The sequence below is a fragment of the Viridibacterium curvum genome (assembly GCF_039544165.1).
GTDB classification, from domain to species: domain Bacteria; phylum Pseudomonadota; class Gammaproteobacteria; order Burkholderiales; family Rhodocyclaceae; genus Viridibacterium; species Viridibacterium curvum.
This window is the reverse complement of sequence record NZ_BAABLD010000017.1, coordinates 404604-429907: the sequence shown is the minus strand read 5'-3', so window position 1 is coordinate 429907 and position 25304 is coordinate 404604. Positions and strand designations below refer to the sequence as shown.

Below are 25304 nucleotides of genomic sequence, written 5' to 3'. Positions count from 1 at the left end.
CAGAACGCCGATCGCGGCCTCAAAAGCGTCAAGCCATCACCGCCCGCTCGCTCGCCCAGGTGCGCAGCTGCCCGACCTGCTCGCTCATCACCACCGACAGCGGCCGCGTCTTGCCCAGCTCGGCGAGGATCAGCTCGCTCGACATCGCACCACCGGCCTGCGCTTCGAAGCAGGCGCTGATGACGGCCTGCTCGATCTCGGCGCCCGTGAAGCCCTCGCAGGCCGAGGCAAGCGTGGTCAGGTCGAAGCTGGCGGGGTCGAAGGCGCGGCTCTTCAGATGAATCGCGAAGATGTCGGCGCGCACCGCTGCATCGGGCAGGTCGACGAAGAAGATTTCGTCGAAGCGCCCCTTGCGCAGCAGCTCGGCGGGGAGTGCCCGGATGTCGTTCGCCGTCGCGGCGATGAACACCGGCTTGTCGCGCTCCGCCATCCAGGTGAGCAGGGTCGCCAGCACGCGGCGGCCCACACCGCCATCGGTGTCGGACGAGCCCTGCGCCATGCCCTTCTCAATCTCGTCGATCCACAGCACGCAGGGCGCCAGCGCCTCGGCCGCCTGCAGCGCATTGCGCAGGTTGCGCTCGGTCTCGCCGTGGAACTTGTCGTAGAGGCTGCCGATATCCAGCCGCGCCAGCGGCACCTTCCAGCTGCTCGCAATGGTGCGTGCGGCCAGGCTCTTGCCACCGCCCTGCACACCCAGCAGCAAGACCCCACGCGGGCTGGGCAAGCCCGGCTGCGGGTTGCCGAAGGCTTTGGCGCGCAGCGCCAGCCAGCGCTTGAGGTTGGGCAGGCCGGCGACCGCATCTGGCGCGATCTCGCGGAATTCGATCTCCAGCGCCGAGTCGCTGAACATCTCGCGCTTCACCTTCACCACGCGCGCCACGTCGGCCTCGGTGATCGAGCCGTCATCGCGGATCGACAATCTCAACAGACGCCGCACATCTTCCTCGCACAACCCCAGCAACTGTTGCACGAGGCGGTTGGCGACCTGCTGCTCGCCATCCACCTTGCGGCCGTCTCTTGACTTCGCGTAGAGCTCGATCTCCTCGCGGAAAATATCGCGTACCCGTTTGGCATCCGGCAGAGTCAGGGTGTGGAACAAGGCGTGACGCGCAATCTCCGGCGGCAGCGTAATGCGCGGCCCGATCAGCACCAGCGCCCGGTGCTTCTCCGGGTGTGCGAAAGCAATCTCGCGCAACAGGCGCTGCACGGCGGCCTGTTCGAGGAAGGGATGAATATCCAGCAGCACATAGATGCCCGCCGGCCCTTCCTTGTCGATGAAATGCAGCGCGGCTTGCAGCTCGGTCGTATCTTCGAACTCGCGCACCTGCCCGGGGTCTTCCGCCTGCTGCCGCCCCTGCCAACCCTCCACCGTGGGCATCCAGTCCGCCTGCTTCACACCGCTGTAGCGGAAGTTGCGATGACTCAAACCATCCGCCACGCTCCACTCATGACAAGCCTGATTGCCCTCGTCCGCAATCTTGCGGATCAGCGACAGCGCACGCGGCTCTTCGTGTGTCTCGATGCAGACGATGGGGAAGCGGGCGCTGAGGGCGGTGCGGAGGGATTCGAGGTCGGTCATGGGCTGGCTTCGAGGTTGTACCGATGGTTGCTTGCGGGATGTGTAGGGTGGGCACGGTATGCCCACGCGGTGTGTTCACCGTGGTCCGAGCGCGTGGGCTCACCGAGCGCACCCTACCGGGCCAGGGCCGACTTCAGATAGTTAACAAACGAAGTACATGACAGCAGGAAGTACTTTGCGTCGTCTTGTGTGAGATTCGGTTCGTCGAGCATTGCGTGGCGAATGCCGCTTTCATCGTTGGCATATCCGTACAATTTGGAGAACCCGTCCTTAAGCGCCGCGTGAAGTTTTCCAGTCTTCTCAAGGGCTTTCAGTGCTTCACCAAGCGTAGCTTTCGGATTTTCCGACACCAATCTAGCCATAGCCTCTACTGCGGAAATTGATTCTTTGATCGAGTTTCTGTAGTCCGGGCTCTTTCGATCTGATAGCAGCGCGAGTGCTCGCTCGAGGTGTGCGGTGACGGAGGAAAAGCGTGTGTCCGCGAGCGCTTCTTCAAGCATTTTGCGCTCTTGCTCCCCCGTGATGTCTGCGAGTTTTCCGTCGATGAACCGGAAGGCAGACATTTCTCTAGCGAGAACACCGTTCAGAAATTCGGGCAGGCGCGATCGTGTCTTGAGCGTAGCTACTACGAACTCAAGGAAATCGTAGACTTCGTTCCAACTGGCAGTGAAGAAGTAGTCACGAATGATCTTGAGGATTCTTTCACTGCGGTCGCGATTCGCGAAGCTCGGTCGTTCATCAATCGGACGCTTGAAATAGCGAAACCATAGCTGGGCGCTGAAGTCGTCGATCTCTGGGAGTTTTCCGTATCGGTGATGCAGGAAGTCACTGGACTCCCATACAGCGACGTGCAATGTGTTCCAAAGTGAATTTCGAAGCTCATCCGTCATGCCATCCACTTGGATGGTTTGCCTGACAGGCTTGAGTCCCTTTCGTTCGCTGAAAGTCTTCATTGGCGCCTAGAAAATCTAACGTGTTTTATCTGACAAACTGAACAGCCCAGCTCCATTCTCCCACCCCACCTTCCGCGCCATCTCCGGCGGCAAACCTCCCAGCCATTCCCGCGCAGCCTGCATGAGTCCTTCGTAGTCTTCCCAGCGGGCGTTGATCCAGGTATCTGAACCAATCACGAAGCGATCCGGCATCTCGGTGATGAGTGCGCGCCATTCTCGGCTGAGCTGGCCGCCTGCGGCGGTGAGGCCGGGGCGGTAGGAGAGTTCGCCGATGAGTTTGGGGTAGCGCTTCATGAGGGCGCGCACGCGCTCGACGCTGGGGGCGCTGATGCCGGTGTGGGCCCAGATGAGACGGGCCTGCGGGGCGTGGGCCATGAGCAGGTCGATGGCATCGTCGTCGACGTGGGCGAGGACGGCGAGGTTCTTTGCTTCGGCGAGCTGCATGAGCTTGCGGGCGACGGGGCCGTTGGCGTTGGCGCTGTCGTAGAGGTGGAATTCGCCGATGCCACGGTAAGGTCCGGCAGCGGTGCCTGTGGCGAGCTCTTGCTCGACCATGGTGTAGATGCTGTCGTCGCGGAACCAGTTGGTGTAATCGTCGCGGTTGCGATAGAGCCGGATGAAGGGCACGACGGTGAGGCTGATGGCCTGCGTTTCCTTGCGGGCGTTGGCGAGGGTCTTGGTGCCGTCGTTGGGCCTGCTGTTGGCGATGATGCCGCGCACGCCGCTGCGCTGGATGCGGCCCAGCACATCACTGAGCGGGTAGAGCTCGACGAAGGCTTCGACGTTGTAGTGGAGGTGGGCGTCGAAGAGGGGGCCGGTGTAAGGGCTTGCTGCGTGCAGCGGGCCGGACAGCAGCAGGCAGATTGCCAGCAGGATGCTGTGGCGGGTCAGGCGGAGTCTTCGCATGGCAGCAATCCCGAGGGAGAGATGTGCTGCGAGTGTAGCGGCGTGCGGGCCGGCAGGGGAGGGGGGTGGAGGGGAGCGCGCGCCACCGCGACGCGGGGTCGGGTGGCGCGGCGGCCTGCCTCAGTGCGTGAAGCTGATGACCTGCAGGACGGCTGGCGAGAAGGCCAGAACGACTGCGGCGGTGATGCCGACAACAGCGCGGGTGACGGTGGCGTAAGTGCTGGGGTCGTGTTTCATGATGCAACTCCTTTAAGACCGGCTGGACAGAACGCGTCCAGCGCATGGCTGGAGTATTGCTGCCAAGCAGCAAAATGCCATTCGAAGTTTTGGATGGCGGAATGCGCCGCTTTTATCGCGGTCGTCAGGGGGCGACGGACGGGCTGGCCAGGCCGGCGAGGCGCGCGCTGAGCGCATCGGTGTAGGTACTGAACTCGTGCACGTCGTTGTGGCCCGCCCGGGGCAGGATCAGCACGTTGGCGTCGGGTCGTATGGCCTTGAGTGCCTGCGTGTGGGCCGGTGTGACCAGGGTGTCGAGCGCGCCGTGGATCAGCATGACGGGCGCCTTCGCTTTGGCCAGCCATTCGTCGCTGCGCATGGGGTAGCGCGAGAGAAAGGACGGAATCCAGGGGAAATGATCGCGCCCGAGCTGCACGAAGCTGCTGTAGGGCGAGACGAGGATGAGGTCGGCAAACTCGCCGGGTGCGAGCTGGCTGGCAAGCCGAGTGGCCAGCCCGGTGCCCAGCGAGCGGCCGTAGACGACGATGGGGCGGCCCTTGTATTCGCCGGCGACGCTGCGCCACGCTGCCATGACGTCGGCGTGCAGCTGGGCTTCGCTCTCGATCTTGCCGGTGCTTTTGCCGAAGCCGCGATAGTCGAGCATGAACAGGTCGTAGCCGGCGCGGCGGTAGAACTCGGTGCTGGGCAGCCAGATGTCGAGATTGCCCGCGTTGCCGTGCAGGAAGAAGATCAGCCCCTTCGCGTCGGGCTGGCGGAAGTGCAGCGCGGAGAGCGTGGCGCCGGGCACCTCGACCTTGCGCTCGACGACGCCGGGTTTGTTGAACTCGAAATCGGCGGGCAGGGGCGTGGGGTAGAAGAGCAACTTCTCCTGTCGCCAGATGATGGTGGCCACCAGGGCGGCGTAGCAGACGAAGGCAGCGAGGAGGATCCAGAGGGCGGTGCGGAGCATGCGGAGGACTCTGTGCGTGACTGGACCAGTGTACGCAAATGCGGGGACAGCCGCGCGCTTCCCCACGTCATTCCCGAGAAGGCGGGAATCCAGCGGCGTTACCGCCCGTTGCACTGTCACTGGATTTCCGCCGAAGCCCTCTCCGCCAGCCCCTCTCCCCCAGCCCCTCTCCCGCGGGCGGGCGAGGGGAGCGGAATGCAGCTGCGCCGCGTGTAAAGCGGGCGGGAATGGTGTGTGTGAGCGGGGGCGCTTACAAGCGCCGCAACTTGACCGGCTTGCCCTTGAGCTTGCCGCCCGAGAGGCGGCGCACGACTTCGTCGGCGATGCTGCGTTCAACGGCGACGTAGCTGCTCTGGTCGGTGATCTGGATCTTGCCGATCTGCTCGCGCGTGAAGCCGGCATCGCCCGTGAGGGCGCCGAGCACGTCGCCGGGGCGGATCTTGTCGCGGCGCCCGCCGAGGATCTGCAGGGTGGCCATTTGCGGCAGCAGAGGGGCGTCGTCGCCAGCCAGTTCGGCCAGCGCATGCCATTCGGGTTCAATGTTGCAGGCGGTGGCGATGCTGCCGATGCGGCGTTTGTCGCCGGGGCTCATCAAGGTCAGCGCCCAGCCGTCCTGCCCGGCGCGGCCGGTGCGGCCAACGCGGTGCAGGTGCACCTCGGGGTCAGGCGTGGTGTCGACGTTGATGACCATGTCGAGGTCCTTGATGTCGAGCCCGCGTGCAGCGACGTCGGTGGCGACGAGCACGGTGCAGCTGTGGTTGGCGAACTGGATCAGCACCTGGTCGCGGTCGACCTGTTCCATCTCGCCGTGCAGGGCCAGCGCGGCGATGCCTTGCGCCTGCAGCACGTCGAGCAGGTCGCGGCATTGCTGGCGGGTGTTGCAGAAGGCCAGGGCGCTTACGGGGCGGTAGTGGCGCAGCAGCGGGGCGATGGCCTGCAGGCGTTCTTCGTGTTTGACCTCGTAGAAGCGCTGGCGGATGGTGGCGCTGCTGTGCGTCTCCTCAATCGTCACCATCTCGGGTTCGCGCTGGAACTCTCGCGCAATGCGGGCAATGCCATCCGGGTAGGTGGCAGAGAACAGCAGGGTCTGGCGACGCGTCGGGCAGTGACTGACGACGTAGTCGATGTCGTCGATGAAACCCATGTCGAGCATGCGGTCGGCTTCGTCGAGCACGAGCATGGCAAGGCCGTCGAGCTTGAGGGCGCCGCGTTCGAGGTGATCCATGATGCGGCCGGGTGTGCCGACGACGATGTGGGCGCCGTGTTCGAGGCTGGCGCGCTGCGGACCGGCTGGCACGCCGCCGCACAGGGTGACAACCTTGATGTTGTCGTGACCGCGCGCGAGGCGGCGGATTTCCTTGGTCACCTGCTCGGCGAGCTCGCGCGTGGGGCACAGCACGAGGCCTTGCACGGCGAACCAGCGCGGGTTGAGCAGGGTGAGCAGTGGCAGTGCGAAGGCGGCGGTCTTGCCGCTACCGGTTTTCGCACGCGCGATGAGGTCGCGCCCGGCCAGCGCCAGCGGCAGGCTGGCGGCCTGGATGGGCGTCATCTCGTGATAGTCGAGCTGCTGCAGTGTGGCCTGTATGGCTGGCGACAGCGGCAGTTCGCGAAAGCTGCGGGTGCTCATCGTTCCTGCTTGCGTGGCGGTTTGCCAGCCGTCTTGCGTGCCGCAAAGGGGCGCTTGGGGCCGGGGCGCTTGGGTGGCAGTGGCGGCTTGCCCTCGGCAATGCGCTTGGCATTGGTCTCGTTGAAGCGGGCTTCGCGCTGTTCGGCGACTTTCTCGGCCTTGGTGGGCGGCGGCAGGGTGGCGCGCCAGGCGGCGATGGCGGCACTGAGGGCTGCGGCATCCGGCTTGCTGGCGGGGTGCGTGGCCGTGAGCTGGTTGCCGGCGAGGCGATCTTTCAGCGACTGCAGGCGCTCTGCGATCTCGCCTTTGGCCTTGACGCCTTTCAGCAGGCCTTGCGCTGTGTCACTGAGGGCATAGCCGTCGAGGCTGGCGATCACCAGTCCGTGGTTGCTCAGGCGCGCGAAGGCATCGAGCAGCTTGGGCTCGGCAGGCAGGCGTGGTTGCAGCGTGCCGAGCGCGATGGCGATCTCCTCGACGTTGGCGGGCCGGCGTTTGCTGGCAAGAGTCAGTGCCAGCAGCAGAAGCGCGTCGGCGTCGTGAATGGGGTGCATGAGGGGCTTTCGGGGAGTCAGCAGCTGAGGGTAGTCGAAACGGTGCCGACTGCGAAGGAATAACGGCGCGGGCCGGAATGTGGGGGTAACAAGCGCAGCACAACTACGCGGTGTGCGCTGGGCAATGGTGGCGCTGCGCTTGGCCGCCTTGCGCGATTGGTGTGCCTGTGCGTTCAGACCCAGTCACGCGGGGGTAGGAAGTCGGTGTAGAGGCGCGCTTCGGGGCTGTCGGGCGCCGGTGTCCAGTCGTACTTCCAGCGCACTTCGGGCGGCATGGACATGAGGATGGATTCGGTGCGACCACCCGATTGCAGGCCGAAGTGCGTACCACGGTCGAAGACGAGGTTGAACTCGACATAGCGACCACGGCGGTAGCACTGAAAGTCGCGCTCTCGCTCGCCCCAGGGTGTGTCGCGACGGCGCTCGATAATGGGCAGGTAAGCGTCGAGAAAGGCGTCACCGACGCTGGCTGTGAGCCCGAAACTCTGCTCGAAGCCGTTGGCGTTGTGATCGTCGAAGAACAGGCCGCCAATGCCACGCGCTTCATTGCGATGCTTCAGATAGAAGTATTCGTCGCACCACTTCTTGAAGCGCGGATGGAGGTCTGCACCGAAGGGGCTGACGGCGCGCTGGCAGGTCTGGTGGAAGTGACGCGCATCCTCTTCGAACGGGTAGTAGGGCGTGAGATCCATGCCGCCGCCAAACCACCAGGCGGGCTCGGCATCGTTGGCCTTGCGCTTGGGTGTTGCGGGTGCCACGTGGGGCTTGCCGCCGCGGCGCAGGGGAGACGCCGCGAAGCGTTGCGCCTTGCTTTCCTCTTCTTCATCCTGCTGGGGCAGATCGGCGCGGAAGTAGCGCACATTCATGTGCACCGTGGGGCAGTAGGGATTGCGCGGATGCAGGACCAGGGACACACCCATGGCTTCGAAGCCGACACCGGCGAGATCGGGCCGGTTGGCAGTCGCACTGGGTGGCAGCTGCTTGCCGAAGACATGCGAGAAATTGACGCCGCCGCGTTCGAAGAAGTTGCCGTTCTCGATGACGCGCGTGTGGCCGCCGCCGCCCTCGGGGCGTTCCCAGCGATCACTGCGGAAGGGTTTGCCGTCGAAGGCTTCGAGCGAGGCGACGATGCGGCTCTGCAGATCTTCGAGATAGGCGCGGACGACTTTGGCGGTCATGAAAGAAGTGTGAACGGAAACAGGCGCGGCGGACAAGAGCCCGCCGCTGTGGAATACCCGCACGCAAGCTATCAGCGGCGGATGGCGCGGTGGCCGATGTCCTTGCGGTACTGCATGCCGTCGAAGCTGATTGCGGCGACGGCCTCGTAGGCGCGCGACTGGGCTTCGCGCACCGAGTCACCCAGTGCGGTGACGCACAGCACGCGGCCGCCGGCAGTCAGCACCTGGCCGTTCTGGTCGGTGGTGCCGGCGTGGAACACGTGTGCGTCTTCGTGTTTGACGTCGAGACCTTCGATGACATCGCCCTTGCGCGGATTTTCGGGGTAACCGTGTGCCGCGAGCACGACGCCCAATGCCACGCGACGATCCCAGTCGGCTTCGACGCTGTCGAGACGACCTTCGATGGCGGCTTCGACGAGATCGACGAGGTCTGTCTTGAGTCGCATCATGATCGGCTGTGTTTCGGGGTCGCCCATGCGGCAGTTGAATTCGACAACGCGTGGTGCGCCACTCTCGTCGATCATCAGCCCGGCATAGAGGAAGCCGGTGTAGGGCAGGCCTTCGGCCGCCATGCCGGCAAGCGTCGGCATGATGATCTCGCGCATCACGCGGGCGTGGATCTGCGGCGTTACGACCGGGGCAGGCGAGTAGGCGCCCATGCCGCCGGTGTTGGGGCCGATGTCGCCATCGCCCAGGCGCTTGTGGTCCTGGCTGGTGGCCATGGCCAGCGCGTTCTTGCCGTCGGCCATCACGATGAAGCTGGCCTCTTCGCCTGCCATGAACTCTTCGATGACGACGCGCGCACCGGCGCTGTACTGCACGCCCAGGGTGTTGTCGACGAGCATCATGTCGATGGCGGCATGCGCTTCGTCGAGCGTCATCGCCACGACGACGCCCTTGCCGGCAGCAAGACCGTCGGCCTTGATGACGATGGGCGCGCCTTGCGCGTCCACGTAGGCGTGGGCTGCTGCGGCGTCACTGAAGGTCTGGTACTTCGCGGTGGGGATGTTGTGGCGGATGAGGAACTGCTTGGCGAAGTCCTTTGAGGATTCGAGCTGGGCAGCCAGACGTGTGGGGCCGAAGATGGGCAAGCCGGCAGCGCGGAAGGCGTCGACGACACCTGCCGCCAGTGGTGCCTCGGGGCCGACCACGGTCAGCCCGATCTGCTCGCGCTTCACGTAGTCGATAAGCTCGGGAATCGCGGTAATCGGTACGTTCTGCAGTGCGGGTTCGCGTGCAGTACCGGCATTGCCCGGGGCGACGTGGATGTTCTGCACGCGCGGTGACTGGGCCAGCTTCCAGGCCAGGGCGTGTTCACGACCGCCAGAACCGATGACGAGGATTTTCATTCGAGGGCTCCTGACTGAAGGCGCAGCAGTAACAAGGCGACGTTACCCGTGCCCTTCTTGATGCCCGGCACATAGGCGGACTCGATCGACACCCATTTGTAACCTACCTGGAAGCTCGGCAGGATGAACGGGAAGGGGGCGTAGCTGAAGTAGTCGTTACGCATCATCAGACCCATCACCGCGCCGACGCCCCAGCGCAGATTGCCCTCACGCCAGATCCAGTTGTAGTTGTAGCCCGCCATCCAGGAGGGCTTGTCCCAGCTGTCCTGAAACTCCATGGCATAGAGACTGCTCCAGTTGCCGCTGGGCATGTACATGCCTTTATTGATCCCGAACGCCGGATGCGGATTGTTGTTCTGGTCGTTGCGCTGTTCCTTGGTGTAAGCGAAGCGCATATGGACGGTCCAGGCCGGCAGCATCAGGCCCCAGTCACCTTCCTTCCACAGCTTCGATGTCGAACCGAAGGTGTCGTCATAGAACTCGCGATAGAAGGGCTTGTCGTTGGGCACCCAGGTGCGTTTCTGGGTGGGAACCGTTGGCTCGGCCTGGGGTGCGGATTCCTGTGCGGATGCCGGCAACACATTGTTCAGCAGCAGGGCGAGGGCGAGCCCCCGCAGGCAAGGCAGGAGAAACTTGGTCATGGCGATCTCAGTGGCGGAAATGGCGGAAGCCGGTGAACACCATGGCGATGTTCTGTTCGTCGGCCGCAGCAATGACTTCGGCATCGCGCATCGAGCCACCGGGCTGGATGACAGCGGTGGCGCCAGCCTGGGCGAGAACGTCCAGGCCGTCACGGAACGGGAAGAACGCATCCGAGGCCACCACGCAACCCGGAATCGCGAGACCGGCATTCTCGGCCTTGATCTTGGCGATGCGCGCTGAATCGACGCGGCTCATCTGGCCTGCACCGACGCCAACGGTCATACCATCCTTGCAGTAGACGATGGCGTTGGACTTGACGTACTTGGCGACGCGCCAGGCGAAGAGCAGGTCTGCGAGTTCCTTGTCGGAAGGCGCGCGCTTGGTCACCACCTTCAAATCAGTCGGGGCCAGCACGGCGTCGTCGTAGGTCTGCACCAGCAGGCCGCCAGCCACGCGCTTGTAGTCGGTCTGGCTGATCTTGCCGAGCGCACAGGTCAGCACACGCACGTTCTTCTTGGCGGCGAGCAGGGCCAGCGCCTCAGGCGTGTAGGACGGCGCAATCAGCACTTCCATGAACTGGGCCGAGACGGCTTCAGCAACCACGGCGTCGACTGTGGTGTTGAAGGCGATGATGCCGCCGAAGGCCGAGGTCGGATCGGTCGAGAAGGCCTTGCGGTAGGCGTCTTGCGCGTCGGCGCCCAGCGCCACGCCGCAGGGGTTGGCGTGCTTTACGATGACGCAGGCCGGTGTGGCGGCGTCGAATGCCTTGACGCATTCCCAGGCGGCGTCCGAATCCGCGATGTTGTTGTACGACAGTTCCTTGCCTTGCAGCTGGGTGTAACCGGCGATGCCGCCTTCAGCGGCGGACAGGTCGCGGTAGAAGGCTGCGGTCTGGTGCGGATTCTCGCCGTAGCGCAGGTCCTGCACCTTGTCGAAGGCCAGTTGCAGGCGCGTCGGATACTCGGCGCGCACTGGCGCCGCTGCGGGTTCGAGCTTGTCGGCATCTACGGCGGTGAGCCAGTTGGCGATCATCGAATCGTAACGGGCGGTGTGGGTGTAGGCCTTGCGGGCGAGTTCGAAGCGCGTCTTGTATGACAGCGTGCCACCGGCCTTCAGTTCGGCAATCACGCCGGCGTAGTCGGCCGGGTCGGTAACGATGCCGACGCCACCGGCCTCCGAGCCGTGGTTCTTGGCGGCAGCGCGCACCATGGTCGGGCCGCCGATATCGATGTTCTCGATGGCGTCTTCGAGCGTGCAGCCGGCTTTGGCGACGGTGGCTTCAAACGGGTAGAGGTTTACGACGACAAGGTCGATGCGCGGGATCTGGTGTGCATCCAGCGTGGCGAGGTGTTCAGGCAGGTCGCGACGCGCGAGGATGCCGCCGTGCACCTTGGGGTGCAGGGTCTTGACGCGACCGTCGAGCATTTCGGGGAAGCCGGTGTAATCACCCACGTCGGTGACAGGGAGGCCCGCATCACGGATGGCCTTGGCGGTGCCGCCAGTGGACAGCAGGGCGACGCCCAGCGCAGAGAGTTCGCGGGCGAATTCGACAACGCCTTGTTTGTCGGAGACGCTGAGAAGGGCTTGAGTAACTTTCATGGGAGACCGTCGCAGGGAATTCAGAAATGAGAAACGAGGGGAATTCAGAGCAAACCATGCTCGATGAGCTTGCGGCGCAGGGTGTTGCGTGTCATGCCCAGCATTTCGGCGGCTTGCGTCTGGTTGTTGCCGGTTTGTTGCATCACGGCCGTGAGCAGGGGGATTTCGACCTGGCGCAGAACCATTTCGTAGACGCCTGTAACAGCTTCGCCATCGAGGTCAGCAAAGTAGCGTTCCATCGCGCGGGCAACGCACAGGGAGATTTCGTTCTTGGAGCTCATGTCAGGCGGCGAGAGGTTCGGCGAGTTCTTCGGTGTAGCAGAGGCGTTCGCTTTGCGCGGCGAGATCGCCAAAGAAGCGATCAACGGCAGCCTGCTGTTCTTCCACCGACGGTAGCAGATTCATGTTGCTGCGAAATGCAGCGGATCCGGCAAGCGTCTTCGTGTACCAGCCGATGTGCTTGCGCGCGACACGCACGCCCGCCTCGACGCCGTAGAAGTCGTACAGGTCGTCGAGGTGTTCGCGGCACACGCGATGTACTTCGCTTACGGTTGGCGGCGGCAGTGCTTCGCCGGTGGCGAGGAAGTGTTCGATCTCGCGGAAAATCCACGGGCGCCCTTGCGCCGCACGGCCGATCATCACACCGTCGGCACGTGTGTAGTCAAGCACCTGTTTCGCTTTCTGCGGCGAGGTGATGTCGCCGTTGGCGATGACGGGGATGCGGACCAGGGCCTTGACGCTCGCGATGGTGTCGTACTCCGCCTCGCCGGTGTACTGGTCGCAGCGGGTGCGGCCATGGATGGACAGCAGGCGGATGCCGGCTGCTTCGGCGATGCGCGCGATGCGTTCGGCGTTGCGCGAGTCACGATCCCAGCCTGTGCGGAACTTGAGCGTGACCGGCGTGTTCGGAACCGCAGCCACGACAGCGTCGAGAATGCGACCGACGAGGGCTTCGTCGCGCAGCAGGGCAGAGCCCGCTGCGACGTTGCAAACCTTCTTGGCCGGGCAGCCCATGTTGATGTCGATGATCTGCGCACCGTGGTCGACGTTGAAGCGCGCGGCTTCACCCATCATTACCGGATCGGCGCCAGCAATCTGCACGCTGATCGGTGCAACCTCGCCAGTGTGGTTGATGCGGCGCTGTGTCTTGGTGCTGCCATAGAGCAGGGCGTTGGAGCTGACCATCTCGGAGACGGCGAGACCTGCCCCCATCTTTTTGCAAAGCTGGCGGAAAGGCCGGTCCGTGACGCCCGCCATGGGGGCGACAAAGAGCGCGTTGCGGAGGCGGATGCCGGCAAATTCCATTGCTGAGAACAGGGGAAAAAGCCCGCGAAGGGATGCGGGCGAAAGGGGCGAATTCTACCCCGGCAGGGGGGCATGAGGGAATGCGACTGACCAGATGGTCGTGATGTCGGCACGACGCTTTGCGCTGCAGCATGCCCCGCGCGTCAGCGCGCGGGGCGTGGGCTATCAGGCCCGTTTCTTCTGCTTGTGGGCGAACAGGAAGGCCGAGATAAGTTCCAGCAGCTGGTCTTCCTGATAAGGCTTGCCGAGGTAGTGATTGACACCGATTTCGGCCGCGTAGTTGCGGTGTTTGTCGGCCATGCGCGAGGTGATCATGATGATCGGGATGGCCTTCAGGCGTTCGTCCGCGCGCACATTGCGGGCAAGGTCGAAGCCGTCCATGCGCGGCATCTCGATATCGGACAGCATCACGTCCGGGATCATCTCGGTGAGCTGCTCCAGCGCATCGACGCCGTCCTTCGCGGTGACCACACGGTAGCCTTCGCGTTCGAGCAGGCGTGTGGTGATCTTGCGCACCGTGAGCGAATCGTCGACCACCATGACGGTCGGAACGTGCGCGGTCTCTTCCGCAGCGCCGTCCTGCTTGGCGTCGATTTCGTCGACACCTTCTGCCACGGCATGACGGCCTGCCAGTACGACCGGGTTGAGAATCAGCGAGATCTCGCCGTCCGGTAGCACCGTCGCACCTGTGTAGCCTTGCAGGCGGACGAATTGCGGGCCAGCGTTCTTGACCACGATTTCCTGGTTGCCGATCAGGGCGTCGATCAGCAGGGCCAGCGAGTCGTTACCGGCGCGCAGCAGCAGGATCCAGTGGTAACGCTGTTGTTCGGGTTGCGTTTCGTGGTCGCCCATCAGACGCGGCAGGTAGCGCAGGGGATAACGCTGATCCTTCCACTCCGAGTAGCCCTTGGCACGGATGTCTGCCAGCACGTCTTCCTTCACCTCGGTGGCCTGTTCAACCATGGTGGAGGGGATGGCGTAGACGCGGGTGCCGGCTCGTACCAGCAGGGCTTGCGTGACCGCCAGCGTGAGCGGCAGGTGGATCAGGAAGCGCGAGCCCTGACCACGCGTCGAGGACACGTCGATACGACCACCGACCGACAGCGCTTCGTTCTTGACCACGTCCATGCCGACGCCACGACCGGCGACGCCGGTGACCGTTTCGGCCGTCGAGAAGCCTGGTTCGAAGATTAGCTGGGTGAGGCGGTTCTCGCTGGGTTGCTCGTCTGCACTCAGCAAGCCGACCGTGCGTCCACGTGCAGCGATCTTCTCGAAGTTCAGACCGGCACCGTCGTCGGTCATCTCGAGCGCGATTTCGTTCGACAGCTGGGTCAGTTTGAGGGTGATCTGGCCAGTTTCCGACTTGCCAGCCGTGGCCCGGTCCATGGGCATCTCGATGCCGTGGGCGATGGCGTTACGCAGCAAGTGCTCGATCGGCGCAATCATCTTGTCCAGCACGCCACGGTCGATTTCGATGTTGCCGCCGACGATATCGAGATTGGCACGCTTGCCGAGTTCGCGTGCTGTCTGCCGAACGATACGGTAGAGACGATCCGCGACTTCGTTGAACGGCACCATCCGGACGCCCATCAGGGCTTGCTGCAGGTCGCGCGAGAGGCGGCCCTGTGCGTGCAGTGCTGCGTCGGCGCCGTCAAGGTTGCGCAGCAAGTTCTGCTGGATGGTGGTCACGTCACCCACAGACTCGGCCATCATCCGCGTCACTTCCTGCAGGCGCGTGAAGCGGTCGAATTCGAGCGGGTCGAAGTTGGCGTGTTGTGATTCGGCGGCCGCGATGCGCGACTGCATCTGCGTTTCGGCCGAGATCTCAACTTCGCGTAGCTGGTTGCGCAGACGGATCACGTTTTCCGTCAGGTCGAGCAATGAGCGGCGCAGCGTGCGCATTTCGCCTTCGACACGCGTACGTGCGATCGAGATTTCGCCTGCTTCGTTGACGAAACGGTCGACAAGGTCGGCACGCACGCGCAGCAGGGCACGCGAGCTCTGGATGGCCTCGGGCTCTTCGACGACAGGGGTCTGGCGCAGGGCTGCGGGAATGGATGCTTCACCGCCATCGCGTGTCGGGGTACGCGGCGGCGTAGCGGCCACCATCTCCTGTCCGACAGTCGGTGCTACTGGCGCTGGCGCGTTTGCAGTGACGGGGGCGGTTTCAAGCAGTGCCGGCGGAGGCGGGGGTTCGCTGCCCGGATTACGCAAGGCTTCGAGCATGCTGCCGATGTGGTCGTAACCGGTTTCCAGTTCGTCGACAACATCGGCGGTCGGTGCGCGGGAGGCGATTTCGAGACGGCTTTCCAGCGCATGGACGAATTCGCCCAGGCGCATGGCGCCGGCCATGCGAGCACTGCCCTTGAGCGTGTGCAGATGGCGAGCGAGGGCATTGAATGGCTCGGCGCTGCCGGGCTCGCTGCGCATCTGGCGCAGAACACTGCTGATTTCCGCGCTCAGTTCGTCTGCTTCTTCAAAGAAGATGGGCAGCAACTGGTCGTCAAGCTCGTCCTGTACGGCATTGACGTGCTCGAACAGATTGGCGGTTGCGCTGAGGCTACCGGCAGGCGGTTCACCTGTGACCGCGGCAGCCTCGAATACGGCTGGTGCAGCGGCTTCTGCGTCAATGTCGATACCGACTTCGTCGGCCGTCTCGATCACGGACTCCGCGACGGATTCAACAACCGGTTGATCGACGACAGGCTCGGGGATGGATACGAGCTCTTCTTCAACGTGCGGTCGAAGGGTGTCGAGTTGTTCGACCAACTCGGGTGCGTCGAGTGGCATCTGCATGCGGGCAACCTGGGCCTGCATGGCTTCCAGCGTGTCCAGCGTGACTGCGAACAGATCGGCTTGCGGCGTGGTCGGTGCGTGATTTGTCTCGTGCAGCCGGTGCAGGGCGTGTTCGAGTGCTTTGGCGAGCGCGTAAAGCGAGTCGAAGCGGGCCGTGCCGGAGATGCCTGCCAATGTATGCGCTGCGCGAACAGTGTCGAGGTCGGGTACCAGCAGCGGGTTGTGACTCATCTGCTGCTGGCTGTCACGCAGCTTGGCGAGATGCTGCGCTGACTCAGCCATGTAGAGGTCATACAGTCCGCGTGACAGCGTGTTTTCGCCAACCGTTACGTCACCGTCTACAACGGTCGTCGGTTCGGGTTCGACCAGGCTGGCAACGTGGGCGACCATGCTGTCGGGGCCGGGCTCGTTCTGACCAAGACTGGCGATATTGATAATCGGCAGCTCGATATCTTCGTCGCCGTCTTCGATAGCAACTTCTTCGAGGTCTTCCTCTCGCGTAGCCCCGGCCGTGGTTGGCATTACGGGGGCTTCGTGTTCGCTGTCCGGGGAGTTGTTCGTCGGCGTAGCGACGGGTTCGTCGTTCGGCGCCTCGTCTGCACTGAGCAGAACGATGGCCTCCGACAGACTGGTCGTGAGGTCCTGATCCAGCGCTGTCGACGTGAGGTCGAGTTCGGTCTCGGGCTCGGCATTGGCCGCTTCGGTCGACTGAACGGGTTCTGCAGCGGGGACTTCTTCAGCCGGGCTGTCGTCGAGCAGGATCATCGGCTCCGACAAGCTGGTCATGAAATCCTGCTCAAAGCCCGTTTTGGACAGGTCGATCTCAACGCTCTGTTCCGGCTCGGCAGGAGCAGGGGGGACCTCATAAGTAGAGGGTGCACTCTCTTCGAGCGGGTCTGCAGGGGCGTCGTCGAGCAGGAGGATGGGCTCTGTGACGCTGGCCATCAGATCCTGTTCGAAACCGGTAGCGCTCAGATCGAGTTCGACGACCTTGTCGTCATCCCCAGGCATGCTGGCAGCTGGCGCAAAGGCAGGGGCCTCCGCCGGGCTGTCGTCGAGCAGGATCATCGGTTCGGACAGCGTTGCGAGGAGATCGGAGTCGAATGAGGTTGCTGAAAGATCAATCTCCTGCTCGCGCGGCTCGCCAAGGCGCAGGTCGAGGTCGGTCGTGGTCAGATCGGTGACGTGACCGTCGTCCTCCGGCAGGCCGGGTTCTACAGCGATAACGTCGACAACCGTTGCCGTCAGATCCAGTTCCGAGATTTCGGCCTCACCACTGGAGAGGTGTGCGAAGCCACCTTCCATGAGAGTTGCCGTCAGATCGATCTCGGCCAGTGGCGTGTCATCCAGATCCATGTCCAGACCGGTCGCGACGGCGTTCGCCGGCGCGATGTCGGGGCCGGAAGCCGGCGCAGCAGTCTCATCGGGACCGTCGTCCAGACTCAGATCGAGGTCGAGGCTTGAATCCGTGCCCGACTGCGCGGTGGCTGGGGCTTCTGCCACCGCGCGCTCAGGGGACGGTGGCCTCGCTAAGAGCTGAGGGGAGGAGGAGTCTCCCGAAGGATCCAGTGAAGCGAGCAGGGCGTCCGATTTGTTCGTCAGTGCTGTGGCATCGCGCCAGGCGCTGCCCCCGCCATTGAGCTGGTCCACCCAGGCCGAGAAGACGGCGATGCTGTCATCAATCAGACCCAGCAGGTCGCTGTCTGCATGCTTCTCAAGCTGCAGCCAGCGGTTCATGAGCATTTCGATGTGCTTGGCGGCATCAGAGAAGGCCTCCAGTCCGACCATGCGGCTGGAGCCCTTGAGCGTGTGGAAGCCGCGACGCAGTGTGGTAAGGGCGTCGACGTTGTGCGGTTCGTTGCCGGCAATACCGCGGTGTTCGCGTAGCGTGTCCAGCACTTCGGCAGCCTCTTCGAGGAAGATGGCCAGCAGTTCAGCGTCAAGCTCTTCGGTGCTGACCTGCATGAGGCGTGCAGCTTCTTCCGAAGGTTGAGGCGCGTCGGTTGCGGCCACCGAAGACAACACTTCTTCGATCTTTTCGGCAGACACGTCGCCGCCGGCCTTGAGGGTGGCAATGGCTTCCTTGGCTTGTTGCTCAAGGGCGGAGTCCGCCACCAGCTGGGCATCCTCACGCATGGCTTCAAGGTTGCTGACGAGCTGATTGCGCAGTTCGCTGCTTTGCGGCGTTTCCTTAAGGGCTTCGACGAGATTGCGTGTTTCGCGCGACTCACGCAGCAGCTGCGCTTCGACGGTGCCACTTGCCGCAGCCTTTTCTTCCTCGGCAGCAAAGGCGCTTGAGGGGTCAAGGAAGTGCTGCAAATTAGCCGGGCCAGTCTTCAGGGCTTCGACATAGAAGCCCAGTGCTGACAGCTTGTGAGCCACTTCGTCACACTCTTCTCGCGAAGGCGGTTCAGTGGCGTTGGCAAAGGCTTCGACCTGCGCTGAGCTCTTGGTGACGAGTTCCGCAGCTTCTGTCTGACCGAGGATGGCCAGCGCCCCTTCGATCTGCTTGAGCGGGTTGGTCAGCGTCGACAGTGCTTCGCGCTGGGCCGGATTGCGGAAGAATGCGTCGAGGGTCTGTTCGATCTGACCCAGGTTGGTGAGTATCTCGCGCGCCAGCTGGTTGAAGAACAACTTTTCCTGCGCTTGTTGCGAGGCCTCGCCGAACAGCGAGTCATCCATCGCCGGCGGACGACCGCCGCGACTGCGGATGGTGTAGATGGTGGTCAGTAGTTCAACCTGACGTTCCAGCAGGTTGCGGTCGTAGGCGGGTGATTCGGCTGCTTGCTCAACGACCAGCAGGCCGGTGGCCACTTCCATGGACAGGGCTTCGCTCTGGCGCAGCGGATCGGTGCGCAGCCAACTGCCGATTTCGCCCATGCTGACGAGCAGCTTTTCGAGCTGTGGCAGCTGCATCGCTTTGACGCGCGATTGCAGCTCGGTGAGCTGATCCTGGAACTGGGGCAGCGCGACGGCAGCGCCTGCGCAGAAGCGGTTCCAGGCGTCTTTGGTGTGTTCCAGCGACTCACGCACGCGCAGCACAAGCGGCTGACGCAGGGTGTCTGAAACGCCTTGATCGACTTCTGGCAATGCCGCTTCGAGCTTGTAGACCTGACGTACCGAACGGGCGTGCGGCGTCTTGATGTTAGCCGTGGCGACGAAGTACAGCACGTCGCGCACGAGGCGTTCAGCAACGACCTGCGAGCCCTCGATGAGGCGGCGCATTTGCATGTCTATGCGGCGGCACAGGCGCTGCGTGGCACGTTCAACAGGAATGATCTGCTGGGCGAGGCCTTCGAAGAAGGCAATCGCCGACCACCAGAAGGCTCGCGTGGCAGGAACGGACTGAATCTGTTCTATGCGCTGGACGGCGCGCAACATCTCTTCCGCACCCGCATTGCTGGTGGGTTGTCGTAGCCACATCAGCAGACCTTTTTCGAAGCGTCCGCGCAAGACGCGCAGTTCGGTCTTCAGTGAGGCAGGATCCGGTGCCGCGTTGGCAGCGAGCTGCGGGCGTGCAGACAGGTCGGGGAAGAATAGTTCTGACGCTTGCGGAGCCTCTTCACCACGTGCGGTCACCAGATCGCGATAGGCAGGGAACAGCCGCAGTGGCTTGTGGGGCGCACCAGCCAGCAGTTCGTTCAGGTAGTTGGCAAGTACGGCGAGGCTGCGGCGCGCGACATCCAGCGATGCTGCGGGCGGATTGTCTTCGCTGCCGGCAAGGGCCGACAGCAGCTTGTCGAGGGCTTCAGAGAACTGCGTGACACCGTCGAGACCGACGATTGACAGCGCGCCACTGGCCTGGTGAACGTGATTCTGTGCGAAGCGAAGCGGCTCGCGCTGGTCAGGCTGCGCAATCGCTGCATCAAGGCTTTCGGTGGCACGTGTGAGCGCCGTATCGATCTCTGCCTTGACCCAGGTCAGCGGTCCTATGTCGAAATCAGTTTGACTCATCGGTTCCTCTCGGAGCTCTCCGGTCGCTTTTCTCGTGTCGCTCGTCCCTGCGGGTAGTACAGGGCCGTGCGCACATATTCAGTATTGTCTGCAGTCTTGTCAGACCTTGAAGCCGGAAACCGAACCCTTCAGTTCCACAGCAAGGTCGGCGAGCTGGCCGATAGACAGGGCGGACTGTTGGGTGCCGCGCGTGGTTTGTTCGGTGATGGCGAGAATCTCGCGCATGGATTCCGACACCTCTGTAGCAACCGCGGCTTGTTTCTGCGTATCGGCCGAGATGCGTTCGACGAGGGTGGCCATTTCCACCGACACGTCGCCGATTTCGCCGAGCGCCTGACCGGCAGCGTCAGAGAGCTTGGCCCCTTCAACCACACCCCGCGTCGAGTTTTCCATAGCGGCCACGGCGTCTTGCGTGTCGGTCTGAATGGTCTTCACGATCGCCGCAATCTGCTTCGTCGCCTCGGCGGAACGTTCAGCAAGTCGTTGCACTTCTTCCGCAACCACCGTGAAACCTCGGCCCGCTTCACCGGCTGACGCGGCCTGAATGGCGGCGTTCAGAGCAAGAACGTTCGTCTGTTCGGTAATGTCCGAGATCAGTTCCACGATTTCACCGATCTCCTGCGAGGACTCGCCGAGGCGCTTGATCCGTTTGGAGGTTTCCTGGATCTGCTCCCGGATTTCGTTCATGCCGGAGATGGAGTCCTGCACGGCTGTTGTGCCTTTGCGCGCAGCTTCCAGTGAGCGACGCGCCACCTGTGCTGTCTGCAAGGCGCTCGACGATACCGCCGAGATCTGCTTCGCCATGTCCTGAATCTGTCCGCCGGCTTGCTGGATGTTACGCGACTGGCGTTCGGAAGCATCAAGCAGTTCGCCCGACATGCGCTGGGCGGATTCGGTGGCCTGCGTCACGCGGTTTGCTGCGTCGTTGATTCGGCGTACGAGAACCGAGAGCTCTTCAATCGTGTAGTTAACCGAGTCGGCGATGGCGCCCGTCACGTCTTCCGTAACCGTCGCACGAATCGTCAAGTCACCGTCAGCGAGGTCGCCCATTTCGTTCATCAGACGCAGAATGGCCTGCTGAGTATTGTTCTTGTCGGCTTCGGCCGCAGCACGTTGTGCTTCGGCTTCTTCACGACGCGCCGAGATGTCGTCGCGGTACGTCAAGCCCATGTAGGCCAGTACAGCCAGGGCCAGAAGGGCTGAGACGATAATCAGGATGATGAAGACGCTACCGCCGCTGTACGCCTTGCGATAGGCCTCGGCGAGGTTGTTGGAGGCCTCCAGCAATGGCACCGAGTCGCGGAAGATGAGCTGGCCGGAACGCTTGGCTTGCACCATCGGTTGCACGTTGGCGAGGATCCCGCCGACCGCCAGCTGGTGGCGGGCTGCGAATTTGTTGAGGCCTTCGAGCTTCTCCTGCATTTCTGCATTCGCATGCATCGAGCCCAGTTCTTCGAGTCGTTGGGTCAGCGTGCTGTTGTCCTTGCCCAGCAGGAAGACGATTTCCGGGTCGACCGTTTCAGCGGCCTGCAGCGCGTTGGCGTTTTTAGCCATGCGCTGAGTCAGCATGACGACCTCGTTGGCGATAGCGATTTCTGCCGCTGGCGCATTGAGTTGCAGCTTCAGCGCGGCCACTTGCTGAGCGAAATCGAGCAATTCCGCGTTGTTACGGTTAATGGTGTCAACCGCGTTGCCCAGACGCGTGATGCTGACCTGCTGGCTGGTCAGCTGCTCGGCCGCTTTGTTGATCTTGTCCCAGATTTCATTCAGGTCGTCGCGCGCCTTCTGCGCCGAACGGGGACCTGCCGGTACCTTGATGCCGTCGACCTCGCCACCCTCTGTCACAGCAGCGAGTAGTGCGACGAAACGTTCGCGTGACTCCTTCAATTCCGTAAAGCCAGTACCGCCCCGCGTGAAATTGGCTTGGCCGGACACCCCTTCACGAGTACCGCCGGTCACTGTGATCTGGGCTGCTTTTGCGAGCACCTGGGATTGTGTACCCATCTGTGTGGCGGCTGACACGAAAGCCGTACCGTGCGCAGCGTCGCGGATCTGGAAGGCCACCAGCAGAACGGTGATCACGGTCAGTGCGGCGAACAGCATGCCCAGCAGGCGCAGGCGCTCGCCGACGGCGCGGCCAGCAAGCCATTTGAGGGCTGGCAGCCGGACGCGCGGCGTGCCTGCCTGGACTCCCTCCATTTGGGTTGAACTGTCCATCACCGTGCTGTCCGGGCTCTTGCCTTTGCCGATGCCGGACTTGAGTTTCTGAAGAACGTTCTTGAATGCCATGCGTTTGCTCCGCTCTGAAGCTTGTCAGTTAGATTGCGCGTTCTGCGCGATACTACTTGTTATGTGGCGTAACTATCGAGAGTTGCGTCGAGAAAGTGCGCGTCAGCCAGCAAGGGGCGCACATTGAGCTTGCGCCACAGCCGATCCTGAGAGTCACGCACAGCACCAGCGACCCAAGGGCGCTGATCGATCGTTGTCTCGTCGGTATCGAAATCTTCGGGGTTGCGCAGACCTAGCGCGCGGCTGACCAGCAGAGCGGTGTTCATGCCGTGCTTGGCGCCGATGAGCAGGATCCGGGTGTTGCTGTTCATCGGGGTAATGCCTTCACCGCAGAACGCTGCGAAGTCGACAACGCTGTAGAGATTGCCGCGCACATTGGCGAGGCCACGGAACCACTCGCGCGTCAGGGGTACCGGTGTGAGATTGGGGGTTACGATGATCTCACCGGCTTCGGAAAGATCGAGAAGCCAGTTTTCCGGACCCGCGTTAACGGCCAGCAGGGCCGAACGCCGGCCGCTGGCCTTGACTTCGGTCAGGCGGCGCGTCAGGTCTTGCTGGAACTCCCTCAGGCTTTGTCGTTTTGCCATCTACCTGCTTCCTCGCAGCGTGGGATGTTGCCAAGCGGCAATCAGCCGATGGCCTGGATCTTCTTGAGCAGCTCTTCGTGATTGATCGGCTTGACCATGTAATCGAAAGCGCCCTGACGCATGCCCCAGATCTTGTCGGTTTCCTGATCCTTGCTGGTGGTCATGATCACGGGGATGTTGCGGGTGGTCTCTTCGCGCGAGATCGTGCGCGTCGCCTGGTAGCCGTTGATGCCGGGCATCACCACATCCATGAGGATGAGGTCGGGCAGTTCCTGCTTGGATTTGACGACGCCATCTTCACCATTTTCGGCAGTCACGACCGTGAAGCCGGCCTTGGTGAGGAACTCGGTCATCGCGAAGCGCTCGGTGGGCGAATCGTCTACTACCAGGATCTTTTTGACGGGCATGGTGCTTTCCTCGTTACGTTCCTGCAGGCCTACTTGATGACTCGTGCAGCAGTGTGGGCAGAGACGGCCTTGAGCAGGCTGTCCTTGGTAAAAGGTTTGGTCAGGTATTCATCCGAGCCGACCATGCGCCCGCGCGCGCGGTCGAACAGCCCGTCCTTGGAGGAGAGCATGATCACCGGCGTGCCGGCATAGCGTGGATTCTTCTTGATGAGCGCGCAGGTCTGGTAACCGTCCAGGCGCGGCATCATGATGTCGACAAAGATCAGGTCGGGGTGATGGTCGGAGATTTTCGACAGTGCGTCGAAGCCATCTTCCGCCAGCAGCACCTGGTAGCCCGCCTGGGCCAGGAAGATCTCGGCGCTGCGACGGATGGTGTTGCTGTCGTCGATGACCATTACTTTGACGCCGGTAACGTCAGATCCTTCTGCCAACGCGTTACTCCTCTTGTTGGTCCGCAGGAGGTGGGCACGAAAGTGTCATCACCATGTCCGCGGGTACGATTAGCTTTGAGGCTACACCGTCTGCACGCTACTCAAACCAGGATGCAGGGGCGGATTCGAGATCATTGTGCATTTTGCCGCAATGTCACCTGAATTGCCCGTGCGCCCGTCAGATTTCCATCATCTCGAAGTCTTCCTTGCGAGCGCCACACTCGGGACAGGTCCAGTTCGGAGGTACATCTTCCCAACGTGTGCCGGGGGCGATTCCTTCGTCAGGTGAACCAGTTTCCTCGTCGTAGACCCAGCCGCAGATGAGACACATCAAGGTTTTGAAAGGGGCGTTGCTATCAGCCATTGCATGCGTATTCAGATAAAATCGGACCGATCTTAGCGCATTTCACCTGCTGCTTGATCGGCGGTACAACGGCATTTCCTCCTTGTTTCTTGAATCTCGCAGCTTCCTCGCCTGAGGCTTCGTGCTTCTCAGCGCATGTTTTCCTCTGATCGACCTTCCATGCCCCACTCTGATACACCGCTCGTCCTGACGTTTGCTGCCGCCGATCCGACCGGGGGAGCAGGTATGCAGGCGGACATCCTGACCATTGCAGCGCTGGGCGCACATCCGCTTTCGGTGCTGACCGGCATGACCGTGCAGGACACGCGCGGCGTCGAGGAAGTCCAGCCCGTGGATGATGATTTCGTGGTCGATCAGGCGCGTGTGCTGCTTGAAGACATGCGCGTTCAGGCGTTCAAGATCGGCGTGCTGGGCAGCGTCGAGAACGTCGCTGCGGTGGCCGAGGTCCTTGCGGATTACCCTGATGTGCCGGTCGTGCTGGACCCGGTGATCGCGTCCGGGCGCGGTGATCCGTTGGCTGACGAAGAGATGCTGGCGGCGCTGACCGAGCTGTTATTGCCGTTGACTACGGTGCTGACGCCCAACAGCATCGAGGCACGCCGTCTGACGCAGGACGAGGATGATGGCGATGTCGCCGAGGACATGCCGCTCGCGGATTGCGCGCGCTACCTGCTGGAGCTGGGCGCGCGCCATGTACTGATTACAGGCACGCATGAGACAGCACCGCAGGTGGTCAACACCCTTTATGGACCGGGTGGGGTGATCTGCACGGACGCCTGGGAACGCTTGCCCGGCAGTTACCACGGCTCGGGCTGTACGCTGGCATCTGCACTGGCCGTGATGCTGGCGCATGGCATGCCGGTGGGCGAGGCGGCGCGCGCAGCCCAGCGCTACACCTGGGAGACGCTGGCGCACGCATTGCGACCTGGCATGGGGCAGGCGATTCCCAACCGGTTCTTCGCCAACCGGGTTTTCAATCCCGGCGCATGAAGCGCGGCCTCTACCTGGTCACCCCAGACCAGAACGATACCGGACACCTGTTGGCGCTGACTGAAGCGGCGTTGCGCGGTGGGGCCGTCTGCGTGCAGTACCGCCACAAGACGGCCAGCGAAAGTTTGCGGCAGGAGCAGGCGAAAGCTTTGCGCGCGCTGACCCGTGAGCATGACGTGGCCCTGATCATCAACGACGACGCCGCGCTGGCGCGTGCGGTGGAGGCCGACGGCGTGCATCTTGGACGCGACGATGGCGACATTGCCGCCTTGCGTGCAGTGCTGGGTGAGAACTTCCTGATCGGCGCATCCTGCTACAACGACTTCGGCCGGGCGCAACGCGCAGCGCTTGCGGGAGCCAGCTACGTAGCTTTCGGAGCCATGTTCGCTTCGGCGACCAAGCCGGAAGCCGTAGCGGCGTCGCTGGACCTGGTGACGCGTGCCAAGGCTGAACTGGCATTGCCGGTGGCGTGTATTGGTGGCATCACGGTCGACAATGCGCCCATCCTTGTGGCAGCTGGTGCGGACTGGCTGGCTGTCATCACCGACATCTATGCGGCGCGAGATCCGCAGGCGCAGGCCGCGCGCTTTGCCGCGCTGTATTCCTGAATT

Annotated in this window: 20 protein-coding genes; 2 read left to right on the top strand and 18 right to left on the bottom strand. The window is 63.0% G+C overall.

Features of this window, described 5'->3' with window-relative positions:
- Positions 1-28: 28 nt before the first annotated feature.
- From ABEA02_RS18405 to ABEA02_RS18320, 18 genes are all read right to left on the bottom strand, one after another.
- Positions 29-1579: an AAA family ATPase gene (locus ABEA02_RS18405; protein ID WP_345534560.1), complete on the bottom strand. Its 1551-nt coding sequence runs from the start codon at positions 1577-1579 to the stop codon at positions 29-31.
- 113 nt (positions 1580-1692) lie between these two features.
- Positions 1693-2532 carry an AbiJ-NTD4 domain-containing protein gene (locus ABEA02_RS18400; RefSeq protein ID WP_345534559.1) on the bottom strand — a complete coding sequence of 280 codons (840 nt, stop codon included), beginning with the start codon at positions 2530-2532 and terminating at the stop codon, positions 1693-1695.
- 15 nt (positions 2533-2547) lie between these two features.
- The gene (locus ABEA02_RS18395; protein ID WP_345534558.1) at positions 2548-3438 is read right to left on the bottom strand and encodes an amidohydrolase family protein; all 891 of its coding nucleotides are present in this window, start codon (positions 3436-3438) and stop codon (positions 2548-2550) included.
- A 361-nt stretch (positions 3439-3799) separates the two neighbouring features.
- Positions 3800-4624: an alpha/beta hydrolase gene (locus ABEA02_RS18390; RefSeq protein ID WP_345534557.1), complete on the bottom strand. Its 825-nt coding sequence runs from the start codon at positions 4622-4624 to the stop codon at positions 3800-3802.
- Positions 4625-4874: 250 nt separating this feature from the next.
- A complete protein-coding gene (gene dbpA, locus ABEA02_RS18385) occupies positions 4875-6251 on the bottom strand; it encodes an ATP-dependent RNA helicase DbpA (RefSeq protein ID WP_345534556.1) in 1377 nt (458 codons plus the stop codon).
- Positions 6248-6802, bottom strand: coding sequence for a hypothetical protein (locus ABEA02_RS18380; RefSeq protein WP_345534555.1), 555 nt, complete (start codon positions 6800-6802; stop codon positions 6248-6250). The genes dbpA and ABEA02_RS18380 overlap by 4 nt, the downstream gene beginning before the upstream one ends.
- A gap of 173 nt (positions 6803-6975) precedes the next feature.
- Positions 6976-7980, bottom strand: a complete 1005-nt coding sequence (gene hemF, locus ABEA02_RS18375; protein ID WP_345534554.1) for an oxygen-dependent coproporphyrinogen oxidase — start codon at positions 7978-7980, stop codon at positions 6976-6978.
- Between the two features lie 71 nt (positions 7981-8051).
- The gene (gene purD / locus ABEA02_RS18370) at positions 8052-9329 is read right to left on the bottom strand and encodes a phosphoribosylamine--glycine ligase (protein ID WP_345534553.1); all 1278 of its coding nucleotides are present in this window, start codon (positions 9327-9329) and stop codon (positions 8052-8054) included.
- A complete protein-coding gene (locus ABEA02_RS18365) occupies positions 9326-9970 on the bottom strand; it encodes a hypothetical protein (RefSeq protein ID WP_345534552.1) in 645 nt (214 codons plus the stop codon). The genes purD and ABEA02_RS18365 overlap by 4 nt, the downstream gene beginning before the upstream one ends.
- 7 nt (positions 9971-9977) lie before the next feature.
- Positions 9978-11570 (bottom strand): bifunctional phosphoribosylaminoimidazolecarboxamide formyltransferase/IMP cyclohydrolase, encoded by a 1593-nt coding sequence (gene purH / locus ABEA02_RS18360; protein WP_345534551.1) that lies wholly within the window; start codon positions 11568-11570, stop codon positions 9978-9980.
- Positions 11571-11614: 44 nt separating this feature from the next.
- On the bottom strand, positions 11615-11851 hold the full coding sequence (locus tag ABEA02_RS18355) for a helix-turn-helix domain-containing protein (protein WP_345534550.1): 237 nt from the start codon (positions 11849-11851) through the stop codon (positions 11615-11617).
- Between the two features lies 1 nt (position 11852).
- Complete coding sequence (gene dusB / locus ABEA02_RS18350; RefSeq protein ID WP_345534549.1) at positions 11853-12875, bottom strand: tRNA dihydrouridine synthase DusB; 1023 nt, start codon at positions 12873-12875, stop codon at positions 11853-11855.
- Positions 12876-13040: 165 nt separating this feature from the next.
- Positions 13041-19625 carry a FimL-related protein gene (locus ABEA02_RS18345; RefSeq protein ID WP_345534548.1) on the bottom strand — a complete coding sequence of 2195 codons (6585 nt, stop codon included), beginning with the start codon at positions 19623-19625 and terminating at the stop codon, positions 13041-13043.
- A 99-nt stretch (positions 19626-19724) separates the two neighbouring features.
- Positions 19725-21914, bottom strand: a complete 2190-nt coding sequence (locus ABEA02_RS18340; protein WP_345534547.1) for a methyl-accepting chemotaxis protein — start codon at positions 21912-21914, stop codon at positions 19725-19727.
- Positions 21915-21973: 59 nt separating this feature from the next.
- Positions 21974-22501 (bottom strand): chemotaxis protein CheW, encoded by a 528-nt coding sequence (locus ABEA02_RS18335; protein ID WP_345534546.1) that lies wholly within the window; start codon positions 22499-22501, stop codon positions 21974-21976.
- 41 nt (positions 22502-22542) lie between these two features.
- Positions 22543-22908, bottom strand: a complete 366-nt coding sequence (locus ABEA02_RS18330; RefSeq protein WP_345534545.1) for a response regulator — start codon at positions 22906-22908, stop codon at positions 22543-22545.
- A gap of 29 nt (positions 22909-22937) precedes the next feature.
- Positions 22938-23303, bottom strand: a complete 366-nt coding sequence (pilG, locus tag ABEA02_RS18325) for a twitching motility response regulator PilG (RefSeq protein WP_345534880.1) — start codon at positions 23301-23303, stop codon at positions 22938-22940.
- A 214-nt stretch (positions 23304-23517) separates the two neighbouring features.
- On the bottom strand, positions 23518-23670 hold the full coding sequence (locus tag ABEA02_RS18320) for a rubredoxin (protein ID WP_345534878.1): 153 nt from the start codon (positions 23668-23670) through the stop codon (positions 23518-23520).
- Positions 23671-23862: 192 nt separating this feature from the next.
- On the opposite strand from ABEA02_RS18320, the gene thiD reads away from it, so the two are divergent.
- Both thiD and thiE read left to right on the top strand, forming a co-directional pair.
- Positions 23863-24693, top strand: coding sequence for a bifunctional hydroxymethylpyrimidine kinase/phosphomethylpyrimidine kinase (gene thiD / locus ABEA02_RS18315; RefSeq protein WP_345534544.1), 831 nt, complete (start codon positions 23863-23865; stop codon positions 24691-24693).
- The gene (gene thiE / locus ABEA02_RS18310; RefSeq protein WP_345534543.1) at positions 24690-25301 is read left to right on the top strand and encodes a thiamine phosphate synthase; all 612 of its coding nucleotides are present in this window, start codon (positions 24690-24692) and stop codon (positions 25299-25301) included. The genes thiD and thiE overlap by 4 nt, the downstream gene beginning before the upstream one ends.
- Positions 25302-25304: the final 3 nt, after the last annotated feature.